General features: G+C 42.3%; 17 protein-coding genes and 2 pseudogenes. 13 read left to right on the plus strand and 6 right to left on the minus strand.

From position 1 onward, the window contains the following. Positions 1-35: 35 nt before the first annotated feature. From HT671_RS03810 to HT671_RS03825, 4 genes are all read right to left on the minus strand, one after another. Positions 36-1,007, minus strand: coding sequence for a siderophore ABC transporter substrate-binding protein (locus HT671_RS03810; protein WP_000858270.1), 972 nt, complete (start codon positions 1,005-1,007; stop codon positions 36-38). Positions 1,008-1,102: 95 nt separating this feature from the next. Beyond that, positions 1,103-1,855, minus strand: coding sequence for an ATP-binding cassette domain-containing protein (locus HT671_RS03815; RefSeq protein WP_119947243.1), 753 nt, complete (start codon positions 1,853-1,855; stop codon positions 1,103-1,105). After that, positions 1,852-2,808 (minus strand): iron chelate uptake ABC transporter family permease subunit, encoded by a 957-nt coding sequence (locus HT671_RS03820; RefSeq protein ID WP_100104249.1) that lies wholly within the window; start codon positions 2,806-2,808, stop codon positions 1,852-1,854. Before HT671_RS03820 ends, HT671_RS03815 begins: the two co-directional genes overlap by 4 nt. Continuing rightward, positions 2,798-3,757 (minus strand): ABC transporter permease, encoded by a 960-nt coding sequence (locus tag HT671_RS03825; RefSeq protein ID WP_000777228.1) that lies wholly within the window; start codon positions 3,755-3,757, stop codon positions 2,798-2,800. Before HT671_RS03825 ends, HT671_RS03820 begins: the two co-directional genes overlap by 11 nt. 237 nt (positions 3,758-3,994) lie before the next feature. On the opposite strand from HT671_RS03825, the gene pepA reads away from it, so the two are divergent. The 7 genes and pseudogenes from pepA (at position 3,995) to pnuC (ending at position 10,476) form a co-directional block, all read left to right on the plus strand. Further along, complete coding sequence (gene pepA / locus HT671_RS03830; protein WP_000209170.1) at positions 3,995-5,059, plus strand: glutamyl aminopeptidase; 1,065 nt, start codon at positions 3,995-3,997, stop codon at positions 5,057-5,059. 21 nt (positions 5,060-5,080) lie between these two features. Further along, a complete protein-coding gene (locus tag HT671_RS03835; RefSeq protein WP_119942647.1) occupies positions 5,081-5,377 on the plus strand; it encodes a bacteriocin immunity protein in 297 nt (98 codons plus the stop codon). A 1,022-nt stretch (positions 5,378-6,399) separates the two neighbouring features. Continuing rightward, positions 6,400-6,843, plus strand: coding sequence for a MarR family transcriptional regulator (locus HT671_RS03840; RefSeq protein WP_000655206.1), 444 nt, complete (start codon positions 6,400-6,402; stop codon positions 6,841-6,843). Positions 6,844-6,880: 37 nt separating this feature from the next. Then, a pseudogene (locus HT671_RS03845) lies at positions 6,881-7,069 on the plus strand (polyketide cyclase); the annotation flags it as partial. A 14-nt stretch (positions 7,070-7,083) separates the two neighbouring features. Continuing rightward, positions 7,084-7,812, plus strand: a complete 729-nt coding sequence (locus HT671_RS03850) for an ABC transporter ATP-binding protein (protein WP_050207779.1) — start codon at positions 7,084-7,086, stop codon at positions 7,810-7,812. Then, positions 7,805-9,325 (plus strand): ABC transporter permease/substrate-binding protein, encoded by a 1,521-nt coding sequence (locus HT671_RS03855; RefSeq protein ID WP_050207782.1) that lies wholly within the window; start codon positions 7,805-7,807, stop codon positions 9,323-9,325. The genes HT671_RS03850 and HT671_RS03855 overlap by 8 nt, the downstream gene beginning before the upstream one ends. 344 nt (positions 9,326-9,669) lie before the next feature. Then, positions 9,670-10,476 (plus strand): nicotinamide riboside transporter PnuC, encoded by an 807-nt coding sequence (gene pnuC / locus HT671_RS03860; RefSeq protein ID WP_000557779.1) that lies wholly within the window; start codon positions 9,670-9,672, stop codon positions 10,474-10,476. A 165-nt stretch (positions 10,477-10,641) separates the two neighbouring features. On the opposite strand, the gene HT671_RS03865 is transcribed toward pnuC, so the two are convergent. After that, positions 10,642-11,178, minus strand: a complete 537-nt coding sequence (locus HT671_RS03865) for a TetR/AcrR family transcriptional regulator (RefSeq protein WP_000181701.1) — start codon at positions 11,176-11,178, stop codon at positions 10,642-10,644. 132 nt (positions 11,179-11,310) lie between these two features. Between HT671_RS03865 and czcD the strand changes: the two genes are divergently transcribed. The 3 genes from czcD to HT671_RS03880 all read left to right on the plus strand — a co-directional run bounded on the left by czcD (position 11,311) and on the right by HT671_RS03880 (position 13,836). Further along, positions 11,311-12,201 (plus strand): cation diffusion facilitator family transporter CzcD, encoded by an 891-nt coding sequence (gene czcD, locus HT671_RS03870; RefSeq protein WP_000645109.1) that lies wholly within the window; start codon positions 11,311-11,313, stop codon positions 12,199-12,201. Positions 12,202-12,444: 243 nt separating this feature from the next. Then, positions 12,445-12,798, plus strand: coding sequence for a stress response transcriptional regulator NmlR (gene nmlR, locus HT671_RS03875; RefSeq protein WP_001022631.1), 354 nt, complete (start codon positions 12,445-12,447; stop codon positions 12,796-12,798). Beyond that, complete coding sequence (locus HT671_RS03880; protein ID WP_000833735.1) at positions 12,799-13,836, plus strand: zinc-binding dehydrogenase; 1,038 nt, start codon at positions 12,799-12,801, stop codon at positions 13,834-13,836. Positions 13,837-13,881: 45 nt separating this feature from the next. Here HT671_RS03880 and galR read toward each other — a convergent pair whose 3' ends face one another. Further along, positions 13,882-14,889: a DNA-binding transcriptional regulator GalR gene (gene galR / locus HT671_RS03885; protein ID WP_138704770.1), complete on the minus strand. Its 1,008-nt coding sequence runs from the start codon at positions 14,887-14,889 to the stop codon at positions 13,882-13,884. Between the two features lie 164 nt (positions 14,890-15,053). On the opposite strand from galR, the gene HT671_RS03890 reads away from it, so the two are divergent. The 3 genes and pseudogenes from HT671_RS03890 to HT671_RS03900 form a co-directional block, all read left to right on the plus strand. Next, the gene (locus tag HT671_RS03890; protein ID WP_172923050.1) at positions 15,054-16,232 is read left to right on the plus strand and encodes a galactokinase; all 1,179 of its coding nucleotides are present in this window, start codon (positions 15,054-15,056) and stop codon (positions 16,230-16,232) included. Positions 16,233-16,250: 18 nt separating this feature from the next. Further along, complete coding sequence (locus HT671_RS03895) at positions 16,251-17,732, plus strand: UDP-glucose--hexose-1-phosphate uridylyltransferase (RefSeq protein WP_172923051.1); 1,482 nt, start codon at positions 16,251-16,253, stop codon at positions 17,730-17,732. 69 nt (positions 17,733-17,801) lie between these two features. Further along, positions 17,802-18,062, plus strand: a pseudogene (locus tag HT671_RS03900) (PaaI family thioesterase); the annotation flags it as partial. Positions 18,063-18,172 lie beyond the last annotated feature (110 nt).

Raw genomic sequence — 18,172 nt, forward strand, 5'->3', positions numbered from 1 at the left:
ATTTTCATTGAGTATTAAATTGAGTTTGAAGTGGCTTATTTCAAAGCTTTTTGTGTGTCTTCAATCATGAGTTTTGTTGATTCAAGACCTCCTCCACTTAGATACCAGAGGTCTGGTGTTAGTTGGATAATCTTACCATTTTTAGCGGCAGGTGTTTCAGCGATAAGGGCATTTTCTAGGACACCGTCGTTGCTAGAGTTGTCCCCACCGATGGCAAGAGTACGGTTGATGACAAAGAGGATGTCAGGATTGATTTCTTTGACACTTTCAAAGCTGACTTCTTGTCCGTGGCGAGAATCTTCAAATTGAGTATCAGTTGGCTTGAATTTCAAGGTTTGGTACAAGAAAGAGAAACGAGATTGGGCACCAAAGGCAGCCATTTTTCCTTCATTGAGGAGGATGGCAAGGGCTTTTTTGTCAGAGCTTTCATTTTTAGTAGCGACTTCTTGGATGCTCTTGTCTAGCTTGTCCAATTCTTCCTTGGCTTTCTGTGTACTAGTTTCACCAAAGGCGCTTGCTAGGGATTCGATATTAGTCTTGGTAGAAGTCCAGTAGTCGTCCTTGCTTGCTTGGAAGAGAACTGTTGGGGCGATTTCTTTGAATTTGTCTACGAATTTTTGTGTACGTAGGGAAGCAATAATCAAATCAGGCTCAAGGGCGGCGATAGCTTCTAAATCAGGTTCTCTCATAGAACCAACATTTTTAACTTTTCCAGCTAGGTCTTTGAGATAGGTTGGTACTGTTTTTGTAGGCATTCCAACGATATTTTTTTCAAATCCTAGAGCACGAATAGTATCCGCAGCGCCGAGGTCAAAGGTCACAATCTTTTCAGGAACTTTGGAAAGTTTGACTTCGTCTAGTGAACTTTTAATGGTTATCTCTGTTGGAGCAGAGTTGCTTGTTTCCGACTGACTAGTGCTTGAGTTTGTATTTGTACTGCATGCACCAAGTAGAAGCAAGAAGCTGGCCACTAGGGCAGTGAAATAAAGTTTAAGGGATGTTTTCATGATTTCTCCTTTTTAAAATGTGATAACGATTTAGGGAGTCTCTTGGTCTTATTGACTAAGAGACCGAAGGTTCTCTAACTTGAGCTTCTATGTTACTAGCTATAGATACAGATCTTTTTGCCATTGATATCAGCTAGCGTGATGGGAATCTCATAAAGTTGACTGAGCAGGTCAGCCTGCATGATTTGATTGGTTCTTCCCTTGCTAAAGACCTGGCCGTCCTTGAAGGCGACAATTTCATCTGCATACTGACTGGCCATGTTGATATCGTGGAGGACGATGATAATGGTCTTGCCGAGTTCCCCCACCAGTCGTCGAAGAATCTGCATCATGCTGACGCTTTGCTTGATATCGAGATTGTTGAGTGGTTCGTCCAGCAAGATAAAGTCCGTATCCTGGGCCAGTACCATAGCGATAAAGACGCGCTGGAGTTGCCCCCCAGACAGGCTATTGATGTAGCGGTCTTTTAAGTTGGTCAGTTCCAAATAGTCTAGCGTTTCTCGGATTTTTTCCCAGTCTTTTGATCTAAGTCGACCTCGGCTGTAGGGAAAACGTCCAAAACTGACCAGTTCTTCAACAGTCAATTTGGCTTGGTAATTGATTTTCTGTTTTAGGATAGTCAGTTCTTGAGCCAGTTCTTGTGAATTCCAGCTCTCGATTTCACGTCCTTTGATACTGAGAACTCCCTGATCTTTCTTGGTTAGTCTGCTCATGATGGAGAGGAGAGTCGATTTTCCAGCACCATTTGGACCAATAAAGGCTGTCAGTTTTTGAGGACTGACTTCAAGCGAAATGCCTTGCAAAATATCCTGTTTTTGAATGGATTTGTCAATGTTTTCCAGTTTCACTGACGCGCCCTCCTGTATAGTAAGATAAAGAATAAAAGGCCACCCACGCTCTCAATGATCATGCTGATGCGAATTTCCAGTGCAAAGACTCGTTCAATCAGAGCCTGCCCCAAGGTCAAACTAATAAATCCAATCAGAATGGCTACGATAAAGAGCAACTTGTGGCGATAGTCTTTGACGATTAGGTAGGTTAGGTTGGCCAGCATAAAGCCGAAGAAGACCATAGGACCTACCAAGGCAGTGGCCGTTGAGGTCAAAAGCACGATGCCCCAGAGGAGTTCTTTCTGTTCTTTTTCAACATCGAGCCCCAATATTTGAGCCGTTTCTCTTTGTAGGTGCAAGACATCCAGAATGACTGCTTTCCGAAAGAAAAAGATTGTCAAAGCAAGGATAATCAGAGAACCAATGGCTAGGATGGAAGTGTTGAGATGTTGAAAGGAGGCAAAGAGACTATTCTGCAGTTTATCGTATTCGTTTGGATCCATCAGGACCTGAAGGAAGGTACTGATATTTCGAAAGAGACTTCCGAGCGCTAGACAAATCAGCAGGATGAAGACCAGATCTTGCTTCATCAGCGTCTTCAAGTAGCCTTGTAAGGCAAGAAAGAAGAGGGATTGGACAAGAAGTAAGACTAGGAATTCTAAGATAGGGGACTTACCAAGTTGAAGAAACTTGCTTTCAAAAACCAGTAGTAGGGTTTGTAGTAGGACGTAGAAGGATTCGATTCCTAAAATACTAGGCGTCAGGAATCGATTTTCCGTCAGGGTTTGAAAACTAATGGTCGAAATCCCAGTCGCGATGGCTACCAAGAGATAAACGATGATCTTTTGGGAACGCAACTTCCAAGTAAAGGCTGACAAGTGAGTGATGGGCCAAAAGTAGAGAAGACAAGCTCCGATGGCAAGAATAATGAGAATCCAGAAGAGCTTGGTATGTTTGCTTTTAGTCTGCATCTTTTCGTCCCCCTCTCCAGAGAAGTAGGATAAAGACGAGGCTACCAATGATTCCTAGCAAGAGACTGACAGACAACTCATAGGGTCTGATCAGAACTCGGGATAGGATATCGCAAGCCAGAACTAGATTGGCACCAACCAGTGCGACCATGAGTTTGGTTTGACTCAGATTATCTCCATAACGCTTGCGAATAAGATTGGGAACAATAACTCCAAGAAATGGTAAGGCACCCACGGTAATCATGGTGACGCTTGTCGTTAATGCAATCAGAAAGAGAGCTAGTTTTTCAAGTAGGGAGTAAGAAATCCCCAAACTTTCACTGGTTTCTTTTCCTAGATTCATGATGGTAAAAGTTTGGGATAATTTCCAAACGGCTATCAGGATAATGAGGCCTAAGAAGAGCCACTCATACTGATGGGTCTGAATCATGGAGAAGGATCCTTGGGTCCAAGCAGTCATACTCTGAACCAGATTGAAACGATAGGCGATAACTTCTGTGACTGAGTCGATAATCCCACTATAGATGATTCCAATCAGAGGCAACATCCACCTTTCCTTTACAGTAAAAATGGTCATAAAGGCTAGGAAGAAGAGGGTAAATATGATGGATGAAACAAAAGCGAAGAGCATCTTTTGGGTTAGACTCGCAGACGGAAAGATAAAGAGGCTCAATACCATTCCCAGTTTGGCGGCTTCAGTGGTTCCAACTGTACTCGGAGCAGCAAACTGATTTTGAGTGATGGTCTGCATGAGAAGGCCTGCCATACTCATACTAGAGGCCGCAAGGAGAATACTGATGGTTCTTGGAAGACGGGACTCCTGAAATAGTAGCCAGGTCTGCTGGTCGAAAGCAAAGAGTTTTCCCCATGAAAAATCACTGGTTCCAATGCTAATAGAGAGAAAGACTAGGAGCAGAAGTAAGCCAATTAAATAATGAGAAAGTTTCATACCCCGTCCTTTCATGTAGATTTGGTATCGAAAGATACCTGCGGATATTACTGTAACATGTTTTTTCTAATCTGTCAATAAAATTTCTGACAATTTAATGTAAAAAAGAAAGAAAAATTCCTGAAAGAATATCTGTCTCTCTTTTTTATAGGAAAACTGAGTAAGAAACTATCCACCTTCCCACTATCCTTCTCCTCTAAAAAGTGGTAAAATGGATGAAAGAAAGAAGGAACTGAAATGACAACATTATTTTCAAAAATTAAAGAAGTAACAGAACTTGCTGCGATCTCAGGTCATGAAGCGCCTGTCCGTGCTTATCTTCGTGAAAAATTGACACCGCACGTGGATGAAGTGGTGACAGATGGCTTGGGTGGTATTTTCGGAATTAAACATTCAGAAGCTGCAGATGCACCGCGTGTCTTGGTCGCTTCTCACATGGATGAAGTTGGTTTTATGGTCAGCGAAATCAAGCCAGATGGTACCTTCCGTGTGGTAGAAATCGGTGGTTGGAATCCTATGGTGGTTAGCAGTCAACGTTTCAAACTCTTGACTCGTGACGGTCGTGAAATTCCTGTGATTTCGGGTTCTGTCCCTCCACATTTGACTCGTGGAAAGGGTGGACCAACCATGCCTGCTATTGCAGATATCGTCTTTGATGGCGGTTTTGCGGATAAGGCTGAGGCAGAAAGCTTTGGCATCCGTCCTGGCGACACCATCGTGCCAGATAGTTCTGCAATCTTGACAGCCAATGAAAAAAATATCATTTCAAAAGCTTGGGACAACCGCTACGGTGTTCTCATGGTGAGCGAGTTGGCGGAAGCTCTGTCAGGTCAAAAACTCGGAAATGAACTCTATCTGGGTTCTAACGTCCAAGAAGAAGTTGGTCTCCGCGGTGCTCATACATCTACAACCAAGTTTGACCCAGAAGTCTTCCTTGCAGTTGACTGTTCACCAGCAGGTGATGTCTACGGTGGTCAAGGCAAGATTGGAGATGGAACCTTGATTCGTTTCTACGATCCAGGTCACTTGCTTCTCCCAGGAATGAAAGATTTCCTTTTGACAACGGCTGAAGAAGCTGGAATCAAGTACCAATACTACTGTGGTAAAGGCGGAACAGACGCTGGCGCAGCTCATCTGAAAAATGGCGGTGTTCCATCTACAACAATCGGTGTTTGCGCTCGTTATATCCATTCTCACCAAACCCTCTATGCAATGGATGACTTCCTAGAAGCCCAAGCTTTCTTGCAAGCCTTGGTGAAGAAATTGGATCGTTCAACGGTTGATTTGATTAAAAATTATTAAACCATAAGGGAGGTGGTAGGGATGGTAGAACCAAACCTAGAAAGCCTTATAAAAGATCTTTACAATTATGCTCGACATGATTTGAGTGAGGATTTAGTTGCTGCTCTCCTAGAGACTGCAAAAAAACTGCCTACTACAAATGAGCAATTGCTGGCAGTCCGTCTCTCAGGTCTGGTCAATCGTGAATTGCTCAAGAATCCCAAACATCCGGCACCTGAGTTGCTCAACTTGGCCCGCTTTATCAAAAGAGAAGAGGCTAAGTACAGAGGAACTGCGGCTTCTGCGCTTATGTATGGGGAGATTTTTAAAATGCTTTGATTCCATTGTGGATCAAAGTATTTTTTGGTACGACGGGCATGTCGTGCATCTGAGGTGTAAGTCCTCGGTGGGCACCTGCTACCGGTGAACCCAATAGCGATTCCTAAGCCTGACTATCGTGAGGTAGCGGATTAAAACGGTCTGGAGATAGACCGTTTTAAGTCTGACACTGGAAATAAGAATCGTTAGAGGAAGGGATAGCGAAATCGTGGCTCTACGAACAGGAAGGTGATAGTAAGGCGTATATAGCGGATAAGGGGGCCAGAAACTCTAAAGTCCAAAAAGGTAGTCGTAACCTATATGCGTAAATCACGAGAGTAATTGAATTCGGACTAAGGTTTGTGTGAAAAAGATAAATCTTTCTAGAGTCTAAAGACTCTGCGTCAGATTTCCTATTTTCACTCTAACCTTTTAACGTCCTCATATCTTGTATAAACGAGGAAAGATGTAGGACTTATCCCGTGAGGTCTCATGAGCGCTGAAAGCGTAGTAACAAGGAATCATGAGAAGTCAGCCGAACCCATAGTAGTGAGGAAACTTCTGTAATGGAAGTGGAGCGAAGTGAGGAATCGTCAAACGGTAGGGTATAGGCTGTTTGAAGGGTGCTACGAAAAAGATAGGGTAAGGTGAAATTATAGCGGGATGAAATAAGATATGAACAAATTGATTGGGGGAATTAAATCGCTTTCTATCGATGTTTTAGAAGATACAGTGCCCTAGTCCAACTTCAATATACTATAAAAGAACAGATGGAAGCAATTATGATTGACTTCTATCTTTAAAATAAATGGTCTGATAGGAAAAACGTGACTCCTCATAAAATATAGTATAGTACAGATGGAAGGCTTTTGTAGACTGGAGGACGAAGGAGTTTAGAAACTCTCGTTAAAAGTTAGTTGAACCGGAGTATGGTGATGTAAATCATTATCAAAAATTATTTCTAAATCGAAATAGTTGACAGTTGAAAGGACAAGTGTTACAATTATTCTATTCATTTCGATATCGAAATAATTGGAGGTGTTATGAAAGATAGTCATTTGCTAGCCCATCATATTCGTTTGTTGAATGGGCGGATTTTTCAGAAGTTACTGAGCCAAGATCCTGAGGCTCTTTATAGGGGTGAGCAGGGTAAGATTTTAGCGGTTTTATGGAATAGTAAAACTGGCTGCGCAACTGCGACAGATATCGCGCTTGCGACTGGGCTTGCGAATAATACGCTGACGACTATGATAAAAAAGCTAGAGGAACAAAAGCTTGTAATTGTTAGTCCGTGTGGAAAAGACAAGCGTAAGAAGTATTTAGTTTTAACGGAGTTAGGCAAGTCCCAGAAAGAAGTGGGGCATCGTGTTAGTCAGAAATTGGATACGATCTTTTACAAAGGATTTTCAGAGGAAGAAATTCGGCAATTTGAAGCCTTTCAAGAAAGAATTTTGGCGAATCTGAAAGAGAAGGCAAAAGAGGATTAAAATAGATCAAATTAGCTGTTTATAAGTAAAGGCCGCTTTCGACTTTGTTTTCCAACTCTTAGGACAAGGAAACTATGTGGTTAGTTATGGTCAGACTCAGATTGATGGCCTTGCTTATGCCCAGTACAATATCTTCCGTTTAGAAAATGGAAAAATTGTAGAGCATTGGGACAATAAGGAAGTCATGCCTAAGGTAGAAGACATGACCAATCGAGGAAAGTTTTAAAATGAGGACAAAGAATGATTGAATACAAAAATGTAGCACTGCGCTACACAGAAAAGGATGTCTTGAGAGATGTCAACTTACAGATTGAGGATGGGGAATTTATGGTTTTAGTTGGGCCATCTGGCTCAGGTAAGACGACCATGATTAAGATGATTAACCGTCTCTTGGAACCGACTGATGGAAATATTTATATGGATGGCAAGCGCATCAAAGACTATGATGAGCGTGAACTTCGTCTGTCTACTGGTTATGTTTTACAGGCCATTGCCCTATTTCCAAATCTAACGGTTGCGGAAAATATTGCCCTGATTCCTGAGATGAAGGGCTGGACTAAGGAAGAAATTGCTCAGAAAACAGAAGAGCTTTTGGGCAAGGTTGGTTTACCAGTAGCTGAGTATGGGCATCGTTTGCCTAGTGAACTATCTGGTGGAGAACAGCAACGGGTTGGTATTGTCCGTGCTATGATTGGTCAGCCTAAGATTCTCCTCATGGATGAGCCTTTTTCGGCTCTTGATGCTATTTCGAGAAAACAGTTGCAGGTTCTGACAAAAGAATTGCATAAAGAGTTTGGGATGACAACGATTTTTGTAACCCATGATACGGATGAAGCTTTGAAATTGGCGGACCGTATTGCTGTCTTGCAGGATGGAGAGATTCGTCAGGTGTCGAATCCTGAGACTATTTTAAAAGCTCCTGCAACAGACTTTGTTGCAGACTTGTTTGGAGGTAGTATTCATGACTAATTTAATTGCAACTTTTCAGGATCGTTTTGGTGATTGGTTGACAGCCCTATCTCAACATTTGCAGTTGTCACTTTTGACCTTGTTACTAGCTATTTTGCTTGCGATTCCCTTGGCTGTTTATCTTCGCTATCATGAGAAGTTGGCGGATTGGGTCTTACAGATTGCAGGGATTTTCCAGACCATCCCGTCTCTGGCCTTGTTGGGGCTCTTTATTCCCTTGATGGGAATTGGAACCTTGCCGGCTTTGACAGCACTAGTAATTTATGCGATCTTTCCGATTTTACAAAATACCATCACTGGACTCAAGGGAATTGATCCGAGTCTGCAAGAGGCTGGGATTGCCTTTGGGATGACTAGATGGGAGCGACTCAAGAAGTTTGAAATTCCACTGGCTATGCCGGTTATCATGTCTGGGATTCGGACGGCAGCAGTGTTGATTATCGGTACGGCAACCTTGGCTGCCTTGATTGGTGCTGGGGGACTAGGTTCCTTTATCCTTTTGGGAATTGACCGTAATAATGCCAGTCTGATTTTGATTGGGGCCCTTTCTTCAGCAGTGCTTGCCATTGCCTTTAACTTCCTACTAAAAGTGATGGAAAAAGCAAAATTGCGGACGATTTTTTCTGGTTTTGCCTTGGTGACCATATTGCTTGGTTTGTCTTATAGCCCAGCCCTCTTAGCTCAAAAAGAGAAAGAGAACTTGGTCATTGCTGGGAAATTGGGTCCAGAACCAGAAATTTTGGCCAATATGTATAAGCTCCTCATTGAAGAAAATACCAGTATGACTGCGACTGTTAAACCAAATTTTGGGAAAACAAGCTTTCTCTATGAAGCTCTGAAAAAAGGCGATATTGACATCTATCCTGAATTTACAGGAACGGTGACTGAAAGTTTACTTCAGCCATCACCGAAAGTGAGTCATGAGCCAGAGCAGGTTTATGATGTAGCGCGTGATGGTATTGCCAAACAGGATCATCTAGCCTATCTCAAACCCATGTCTTATCAAAATACCTATGCTGTAGCTGTTCCGAAAAAGATTGCTCAAGAATATGGCTTGAAGACCATTTCGGACTTGAAAAAAGTGGAAGGGCAGCTGAAGGCAGGTTTTACTCTCGAGTTTAATGACCGTGAAGACGGAAATAAGGGCTTGCAGTCAATGTATGGTCTCAATCTTAATGTGGCGACCATGGAGCCAGCCCTTCGCTATCAGGCAATTCAGTCAGGTGATATTCAAATCACGGATGCCTATTCAACCGATGCAGAGTTGGCACGTTATGATTTACAGGTATTGGACGATGACAAACAACTCTTCCCACCTTATCAAGGGGCTCCACTGATGAAAGAAGCTCTTCTCAAGAAACATCCAGAGTTGGAAACAGTTCTCAATAAATTGGCTGGTAAAATTACTGAAAGCCAGATGAGCCAGCTCAACTATCAAGTCGGTGTTGAAGGCAAGTCAGCAGAACAAGTAGCCAAGGAATTTCTACAAGAACAAGGTTTGTTGAAGAAATGATGGGGTAGAGACTTTAAACATACTGAACTCAACTTCCTTAAACGACTAGATAAAAGAATGCTCAGACAATTTCGTCTGGGCTTTTTTGATGTGAGAATGACTGAATGTCACTTAAAATGGAAAGAAAGAGAAAATTTTCATGATTTTCTAAAATTTTACTGTAAAGACAGTTGACTATTCATAAAATAGGTGTATAATATTTTGTGAACTACTTAACAAATAAGGGGTTTCAGCTCATGTCGACTAAGGTTAGAAATCTTGTGTATAGGCAGTTCATTATCTAATAGAGCGTTGCGTCCGAAAGTCTATCCAGACACGGCTCTTTAAAAACAAAAGGAGAAATGATGCATACTTATTTGCAAAAGAAAATTGAAAATATCAAAACAACCCTAGGTGAAATGTCAGGTGGTTACCGTCGTATGGTTGCGGCTATGGCTGATTTAGGATTTTCAGGAACTATGAAGGCTATCTGGGATGACCTCTTTGCCCATCGTAGTTTTGCCCAGTGGATTTATTTGCTGGTTTTAGGAAGTTTTCCTCTCTGGCTGGAGTTGGTTTACGAACATCGTATTGTTGACTGGATTGGGATGATTTGTAGCTTGACAGGGATTATCTGTGTAATCTTTGTATCGGAAGGTCGAGCAAGTAATTATCTTTTTGGCTTGATTAACTCTGTTATTTACCTTATTTTGGCCCTACAGAAAGGCTTTTATGGTGAGGTGCTGACGACACTTTACTTCACAGTCATGCAGCCAATTGGACTTCTAGTTTGGATTTATCAGGCACAGTTTAAGAAGGAAAAGCAGGAGTTTGTCGCGCGTAAACTGGACGGCAAGGGCTGGACAAAGTATCTTTCCATTAGTGTGCTTTGGTGGTTGGCCTTTGGCTTCATTTATCAGTCTATTGGTGCCAATCGTCCCTATCGTGATTCAATCACAGATGCAACCAATGGGGTAGGGCAAATCCTCATGACAGCTGTTTACCGTGAACAGTGGATATTCTGGGCGGCTACCAATGTCTTTTCAATCTATCTCTGGTGGGGAGAAAGCCTGCAAATTCAAGGGAAATATCTAATTTATCTCATTAACAGTCTAGTTGGTTGGTATCAATGGAGCAAGGCAGCTAAGCAGAATACTGATTTACTTAACTAGGAAAAGATGTTTGAAAGTGCTGTTTTGAGATTTCGATTAAAACAGATATAGTTGATAATCAAGGATTTATAGTATGAAAAAGAGGATCGGCGGGTCCTCTTTTGTTGTTGAAAAGATAAAAAACTCAGTAACCTAGAAATAAGACAACTGAGCTTTACTCTATATTCAATTTTTAGGAATGAGAAGGTCTAGATAAAATTGGACAACTTCCTGGTCTGTGAAATCTTGACCTTTTTTGAGCCACCAGGTCAATGTCTCGATAAAGTTGGACACGACCAAGTGTTGGAGGTAAGAAGTAGGTAGACTTGGGTGAGTTTGCTTCAAATCAGCAGCCAGCATGGGATAGACGTGGTGCTCAAGCTCTCTCTGTAGTTGACGGAGGAAATAGTCATTTTTGGAGAATAGTAGACTGGTGATATGGTCTTGGTTTTTCTGAAAATGCAGAAAGAGGTGGGCTAGGTAATCTTCGGTTGAAATGGCTTGCTCTCTTTCAAAAAGATGATGGAAGAGGTAGCGGCAGAGCTGGTCCAGAAGAAGCTCCTTACTCTCATAGTGACAGTAAAAGGTGGATCGTCCCACATCTGCGAGATCAATGATATCCTGAACAGTAGTGGCCTCGTAACCCTTAGCATTCAAAAGTTGTATAAAAGCTTGATAGATGGCTTTTTTGGTTTTGCTGATACGGCGGTCAATGTTAGTCATATGGACACTTAAGGCAAATTGTTCAGAACTGAATAAAGCTGACGTTTTGCTTCTATCCTTTCTTTGAGTTTTAGTGGATAATGATAATGAACAAGGTGTTCATAAATCTATTATAACAAAGGAATGAGAAATATGAAGGCAAAATATGCTGTTTGGGTGGCTTTTTTCTTAAATTTGACTTATGCCATTGTTGAGTTTATTGCAGGTGGAGTATTTGGTTCTAGCGCTGTTCTTGCTGACTCTGTGCATGACTTGGGAGATGCGATTGCAATTGGAATATCAGCTTTTCTAGAAACAATCTCCAATCGTGAAGAAGACAATCAGTACACCTTGGGCTATAAGCGGTTTAGCCTGCTAGGAGCCTTGGTAACAGCTGTGATTCTCGTAACGGGCTCTGTTCTAGTCATTTTGGAAAATGTCACGAAGATTTTGCATCCGCAACCAGTCAATGATGAGGGGATTCTCTGGTTAGGAATTATTGCGATTACTATCAATCTGTTAGCGAGTCTGGTGGTTGGTAAGGGAAAGACAAAGAATGAGTCTATTCTGAGTTTGCATTTTCTGGAAGATACGCTAGGGTGGGTAGCTGTTATCCTGATGGCGATTGTTCTTCGATTTACGGACTGGTATATCCTAGATCCTCTTTTGTCCCTTGTCATTTCTTTCTTTATTCTTTCAAAAACCCTTCCACGTTTTTGGTCTACACTCAAGATTTTCTTGGATGCTGTGCCAGAAGGTCTTGATATCAAGCAAGTAAAGAGTGGCCTGGAGCGATTGGACAATGTGGCCAGCCTTAATCAGCTTAATCTCTGGACTATGGATGCTTTGGAAAAAAATGCCATTGTCCATGTTTGTCTAAAAGAAATGGAACATATGGAAACTTGTAAAGAGTCTATTCGAATTTTCCTAAAAGATTGTGGTTTTCAAAATATTACCATTGAAATTGATGCTGACCTAGAAACTCACCAAACCCATAAGCGAAAGGTGTGTGACTTGGAACGGAGTTATGAGCATCAACATTAGAAAAAAGTGAAAAATACTTGGGTACTATCTTATTTGGAATAGAGTAATTTCTTTATTATTTAAATATTTCAAAAATTGGTAAGAGAAGAGCATTGTATAAACTCCAGATATATGATTGTTAATGATAAAAATTTTTCGATTAGGTGCAAAATGCTTGACTTGGAGTCAACTCAAAGTTATATAATAAGATAAGTGAGTTAGAGTAGCTTAAACTCAGTGAATGAAAGGAGAGGAGGTTAGCCTATGAATATTAAATCTGCCAGTGATTTGTTGGGAATTTCAGCGGATACGATTCGGTATTATGAACGGGTTGGTCTTGTGCCACCGATTACTCGTACTGCAACTGGGATTCGTGATTTTCAAGATCAGGATATAGAAGCGCTGGAATTTATTAAGTGTTTTCGTTCGACAGGTGTCTCTGTAGACAGTTTAGTTGACTATATGTCGCTCTACCAAAAGGGGGATGAAACGCGAGAGGAGAGGCTTGGTATTTTAGAAGAGGAAAAGAAAAAATTAGAGGAGCGCTTGTCTCAGTTACAGACGGCTTTAAATCGCTTAAATCTCAAAATTAAACTTTATAAGGAAGGAAAATTTTAAATGAAATCAGCAGTATATACAAAGGCAGGTCAGGTTGGACTTGCTAGCATTGAACGTCCGCAAATAATAGAAGCGGATGATGTGATTATTCGTGTGGTTCGTGCGTGCGTTTGTGGTTCAGATTTATGGAGGTACCGTAATCCAGAAACGAAAGCTGGACACAAAAATAGTGGACACGAAGCGATTGGGATTGTTGAAGAAGCTGGGGAAGCCATTACGACGGTGAAACCAGGTGATTTTGTGATTGTCCCTTTTACACATGGATGTGGTGAGTGTGATGCCTGTCTTGCTGGATTTGACGGTTCTTGCGACAATCATATTGGCAATAATTTGGGGGGTGATTTTCAGGCAGAATATATTCGCTTCCACTATGCAAACTGGGCGCTGGTTAAAATCCCTGGTCAACCTTCTGACTATACAGAAGGGATGCTCAAGTCCCTTTTGACTCTTGCAGATGTCATGCCGACAGGCTATCATGCGGCGCGTGTTGCAAATGTTCAAAAAGGGGACAAGGTTGTTGTTATCGGTGATGGGGCTGTTGGTCAATGTGCTGTCATCGCGGCTAAGATGCGTGGAGCATCACAAATTATCCTTATGAGCCGTCATGAAGACCGTCAAAAGATGGCTATGGAGTCAGGTGCGACAGCTGTTGTTGCAGAACGTGGTCAAGAAGGAATTACCAAGGTGCGTGAAATCCTCGGTGGAGGAGCAGACGCAGCACTTGAATGTGTTGGTACGGAGGCTGCTATAGAACAGGCGCTAGGTGTTCTTCATAATGGAGGGCGTATGGGCTTTGTAGGAGTCCCACACTATAATAATCGTGCTCTTGGTTCGACATTTATGCAAAATATCTCTGTAGCAGGTGGGGCAGCTTCTGCTACAACATACGATAAGCAATTTTTACTAAAAGCCGTCCTTGATGGTGATATCAATCCAGGTCGCGTCTTTACTTCAAGTTATAAACTGGAAGATATCGACCAAGCCTACAAAGATATGGATGAACGTAAGACAATTAAGTCTATGATTGTAATCGAATAAAAAACGAATAGGAGTTTTAGAACTCTATTCGTTTTTTATGTTATCCTATTCTTGATTTAGGGTACTTTCTCTTAATGTCAGTTTGGTTCCCAACATGGTCAGGCTAGGTATTTTCCGACCGTGGAGTACTTCTTTGTTAAGAATATCCATACCTGCTCGACCCATTTCTTCAGTATAAACCGTGATGCTAGAAAGGGGAGGATAAACCTGTTTGGTCAGACTAGTGTCGTTAAAGGAAATGAGGGTGACACGATCTGGCAGGCTGATTCCAGCCTCTTGAAGGGCACGGAGGGCGCCGATAGCTAAACTATCGCTAGCTGCAAAAAATGCTGGTGGGAGTTGGTCTCCCAAACTCTGAATAGCCTCCTTCATCAGGTCATAACCAGACTGGGCAGTAAAGCTTCCTTGAAAGACCAGTTCATCATGATAGATTCCTTTTGTTTGACTGTAGTTCTTAAAGTTTTCCAGACGCTTGTCCTGAATGATTTCTTCTTGATCAGTTGTTTCTTCAAGACCTGTTAGAATCCCAATGCGATTCAGCCCTTGACTGAGGAAATAATCGACAACCTGTTTCATAGCAGTGTAAAAGTCCGTAATAATGCAGGTATGTCCCATGGAAAGTGTATCACTGTCTAGAAATACAAGAGGCTTTTGGTATTCTTCAAAGGCAGAAATCTGAGCTCGACTAAATTTTCCGATACAGAGAATCCCAATCACTTCCTCGCTTAGGGTAAAAGGATGGTCATTAAAATAGCGCAAGATATCATAGTCCAGTTCTTGGGCTCTTTTTTCTATGCCTAGGCGAATCTGGTAGTAGTAGAGGTCATCCAGCTCTCCTTGTTCGCTGACCCATTGGATAATGGCAATCTTTTGCTTGGGTTTGTGGGACTCGCCTGTCTTGAGGTGCTTAGTGTAGCCCAACTCTTCAGCAACAGTTAAAATACGGTGTCTGGTTTTTTCTGTAACAGATAGGCTCTGGTCGCGGTTTAGGACATGGGATACGGTCGCGATAGAGACAGAGGCTAGCTGTGCAATGTCTTTTAAGGTAGCCATAAATCCTCCTCCTTTTAGGTTAGTATATCATATTTTTCTGCCTTTTACCGATATTTTAGTAAAAGTTTAGTAAAAAGGATTGACCTTGGAAAATCTCTTGGATACAATAGAAGAAAACGATTACACGTTAAGGTGACTTAACGGACAGTCAAAGGAGAAATCATATGACACAAGATCTTACTGCAGAAGCTCTTCGTAAAGACTTTCTTGCTGTTTTTGGTCAAGAAGCAGACCAAACATTCTTTTCACCAGGTCGTATCAACTTGATTGGTGAGCACACAGACTACAACGGTGGGCACGTTTTTCCTGCCGCTATTTCCTTGGGAACTTACGGTGCAGCTCGCAAGCGTGACGACCAAGTCTTGCGTTTCTACTCAGCTAACTTTGAGGACAAGGGCATTATCGAAGTGCCTCTCGCTGACCTCAAGTTTGAAAAAGAGCACAACTGGACCAACTATCCAAAAGGTGTCCTTCATTTCTTGCAAGAAGCTGGGCATGTGATTGACAAAGGTTTTGATTTTTATGTTTATGGGAATATCCCAAATGGTGCTGGTTTGTCTTCTTCAGCATCATTGGAACTCTTGACAGGGGTTGTGGCAGAGCATCTCTTTGATTTAAAATTAGAGCGTCTCGATTTGGTTAAAATCGGAAAACAAACAGAAAACAACTTTATCGGAGTCAACTCTGGTATTATGGACCAATTTGCTATCGGTATGGGTGCAGACCAACGTGCTATTTACTTAGATACTAACACTTTAGAGTATGACTTGGTGCCACTTGATTTGAAGGACAATGTCGTTGTTATCATGAACACTAACAAACGCCGTGAATTGGCGGACTCTAAGTACAATGAACGCCGTGCTGAGTGTGAAAAAGCAGTGGAAGAATTGCAAGTTGCCTTGGATATTAAGACCCTGGGTGAATTAGACGAGTGGGCCTTTGATCAATATAGCTACCTGATTAAAGATGAAAATCGTTTGAAACGTGCTCGCCATGCTGTGCTTGAAAACCAACGTACCCTTAAAGCTCAAGCAGCCCTTCAAGCAGGTGATTTGGAAACATTTGGTCGTTTGATGAATGCGTCACACGTTTCTCTGGAGCATGATTATGAAGTAACTGGTTTGGAATTAGATACCCTTGTTCACACAGCTTGGGCACAAGAAGGAGTTCTCGGTGCTCGTATGACAGGGGCTGGTTTTGGTGGCTGTGCCATTGCCTTGGTTCAAAAAGATACTGTTGAGGCCTTTAAGGAAGCTGTAGGCAAACACTACGAGGAAGTAGTTGGATACGCTCCAAGCTTCTATATCGCTGAAGTTGCAGGTGGCACTCGCGTCCTTGACTAGTCAAAAGGAGGCTCTATAGTGACCTTAGTAGATAAATTTGTAACACATGTCATTTCTGAAAGTTCATTTGAGGAAATGGATCGAATCTACCTGACCAATCGTGTTTTGGCACGAGTGGGAGAAGGTGTTTTGGAAGTTGAGACCAATCTGGATAAATTGATTGACCTCAAGGACCAGCTAGTTGAGGAAGCCGTTCGATTAGAGACGATTGAGGATAGTCAGACTGCGCGTGAAATCCTTGGTGCTGAATTGATGGACTTGGTGACCCCTTGTCCGAGTCAGGTCAATCGTGACTTCTGGGAAGCCTATGCCTACTCTCCTGAGCAAGCGATAGCGGATTTTTATCAACTCAGTCGGAAAAATGACTATATCAAACTCAAGGCCATTGCTAAAAATATCGCTTATCGTGTTCCATCTGATTATGGAGAACTTGAAATTACCATCAATCTCTCTAAGCCTGAAAAGGATCCGAAAGAGATTGCGGTAGCCAAGTTGGTGCAAGCTAGTAATTATCCTCAGTGTCAACTTTGTTTAGAGAATGAGGGTTACCATGGTCGGGTCAACCACCCAGCTCGCAGCAACCACCGGATTATCCGTTTTGAAATGGTTGGTCAGGAATGGTGGTTCCAGTATTCGCCCTATGCTTACTTTAATGAGCATTGTATCTTTTTAGATGGCCAGCATCGTCCCATGGCCATTAGTCGTCAGAGTTTTGAACGTCTGTTGGCTATCGTAGAGCAGTTTCCAGGATATTTTGCTGGATCTAATGCCGACCTGCCGATTGTGGGGGGCTCTATTCTAACTCATGATCATTATCAGGGAGGCCGTCACGTATTTCCTATGGAATTGGCTCCCTTGCAAAAGACCTTCCGATTTGCTGGTTTTGAGCAGGTCAAGGCTGGAATTATCAAGTGGCCAATGTCTGTCCTACGCTTGACTTCGGATTCCAAAGAGGATTTGATTAACTTAGCTGATAAGATTTTCCAGGAATGGCGTCAGTATTCAGATTCTAGTGTGCAGATTTTAGCAGAGACAGACGGGACACCGCATCACACCATCACACCAATAGCGCGTAAGCGTGATGGACAGTTTGAGTTGGACTTGGTCTTGCGAGACAATCAGACTTCAGCAGAGCATCCTGATGGCATCTATCATCCCCACAAGGATGTCCAACATATCAAGAAGGAAAATATCGGCTTGATTGAGGTCATGGGCTTGGCAATCTTGCCACCACGTCTGAAAGAAGAAGTGGAGCAAGTCGCTAGCTATCTTGTAGGAGAAGCTGTTACAGTTGCCGATTATCATCAGGAGTGGGCAGACCAACTCAAATCCCAACATCCAGACCTAACGGATAAAGAAAAAGCCCTTGCAATCGTCAAGGACTCTGTGGGTGCTATCTTTGTGCGTGTACTTGAGGATGCAGGAGTCTACAAGCAGACAGAACAAGGGCAGACAGCCTTTATGCGCTTTGTGGAACATGTCGGAATTTCACTAGACTAGGAGCTTTCTCCTTGCACAGTCCTATAAAAAGTAGTATCATAGTGTCGTTTGAAATATCAGGAGGAAACGATGAAAGACTTTCATTTTGACGCTATATCTGCCTTTGAAAATTACGAAATTGAAAAAATGAGAGATGGTCACGTTGTGGTGACGACCAAAGTAGTGAACTCGTCGCTCAATTACTATGGCAATGCCCATGGTGGCTATCTATTCACGCTATGTGACCAAATCAGTGGTTTGGTGGTTATCTCGCTGGGACTTGATGGAGTGACGCTTCAGTCCTCTATCAACTATCTCAAGGCAGGAAAACTAGACGATGTGCTGACCATTATAGTTGCTTAGTTTCAAACAAGCATGTTATAATAAAGCTATGGCATATAGTACAGATTTTAAACAGCGAGCATTAGATTACATCAAAGAGGGGGCACAGCCATGTCGAG

The organism is Streptococcus sp. 2741, from assembly GCF_013276315.1.
Classification (GTDB): domain Bacteria; phylum Bacillota; class Bacilli; order Lactobacillales; family Streptococcaceae; genus Streptococcus; species Streptococcus pseudopneumoniae.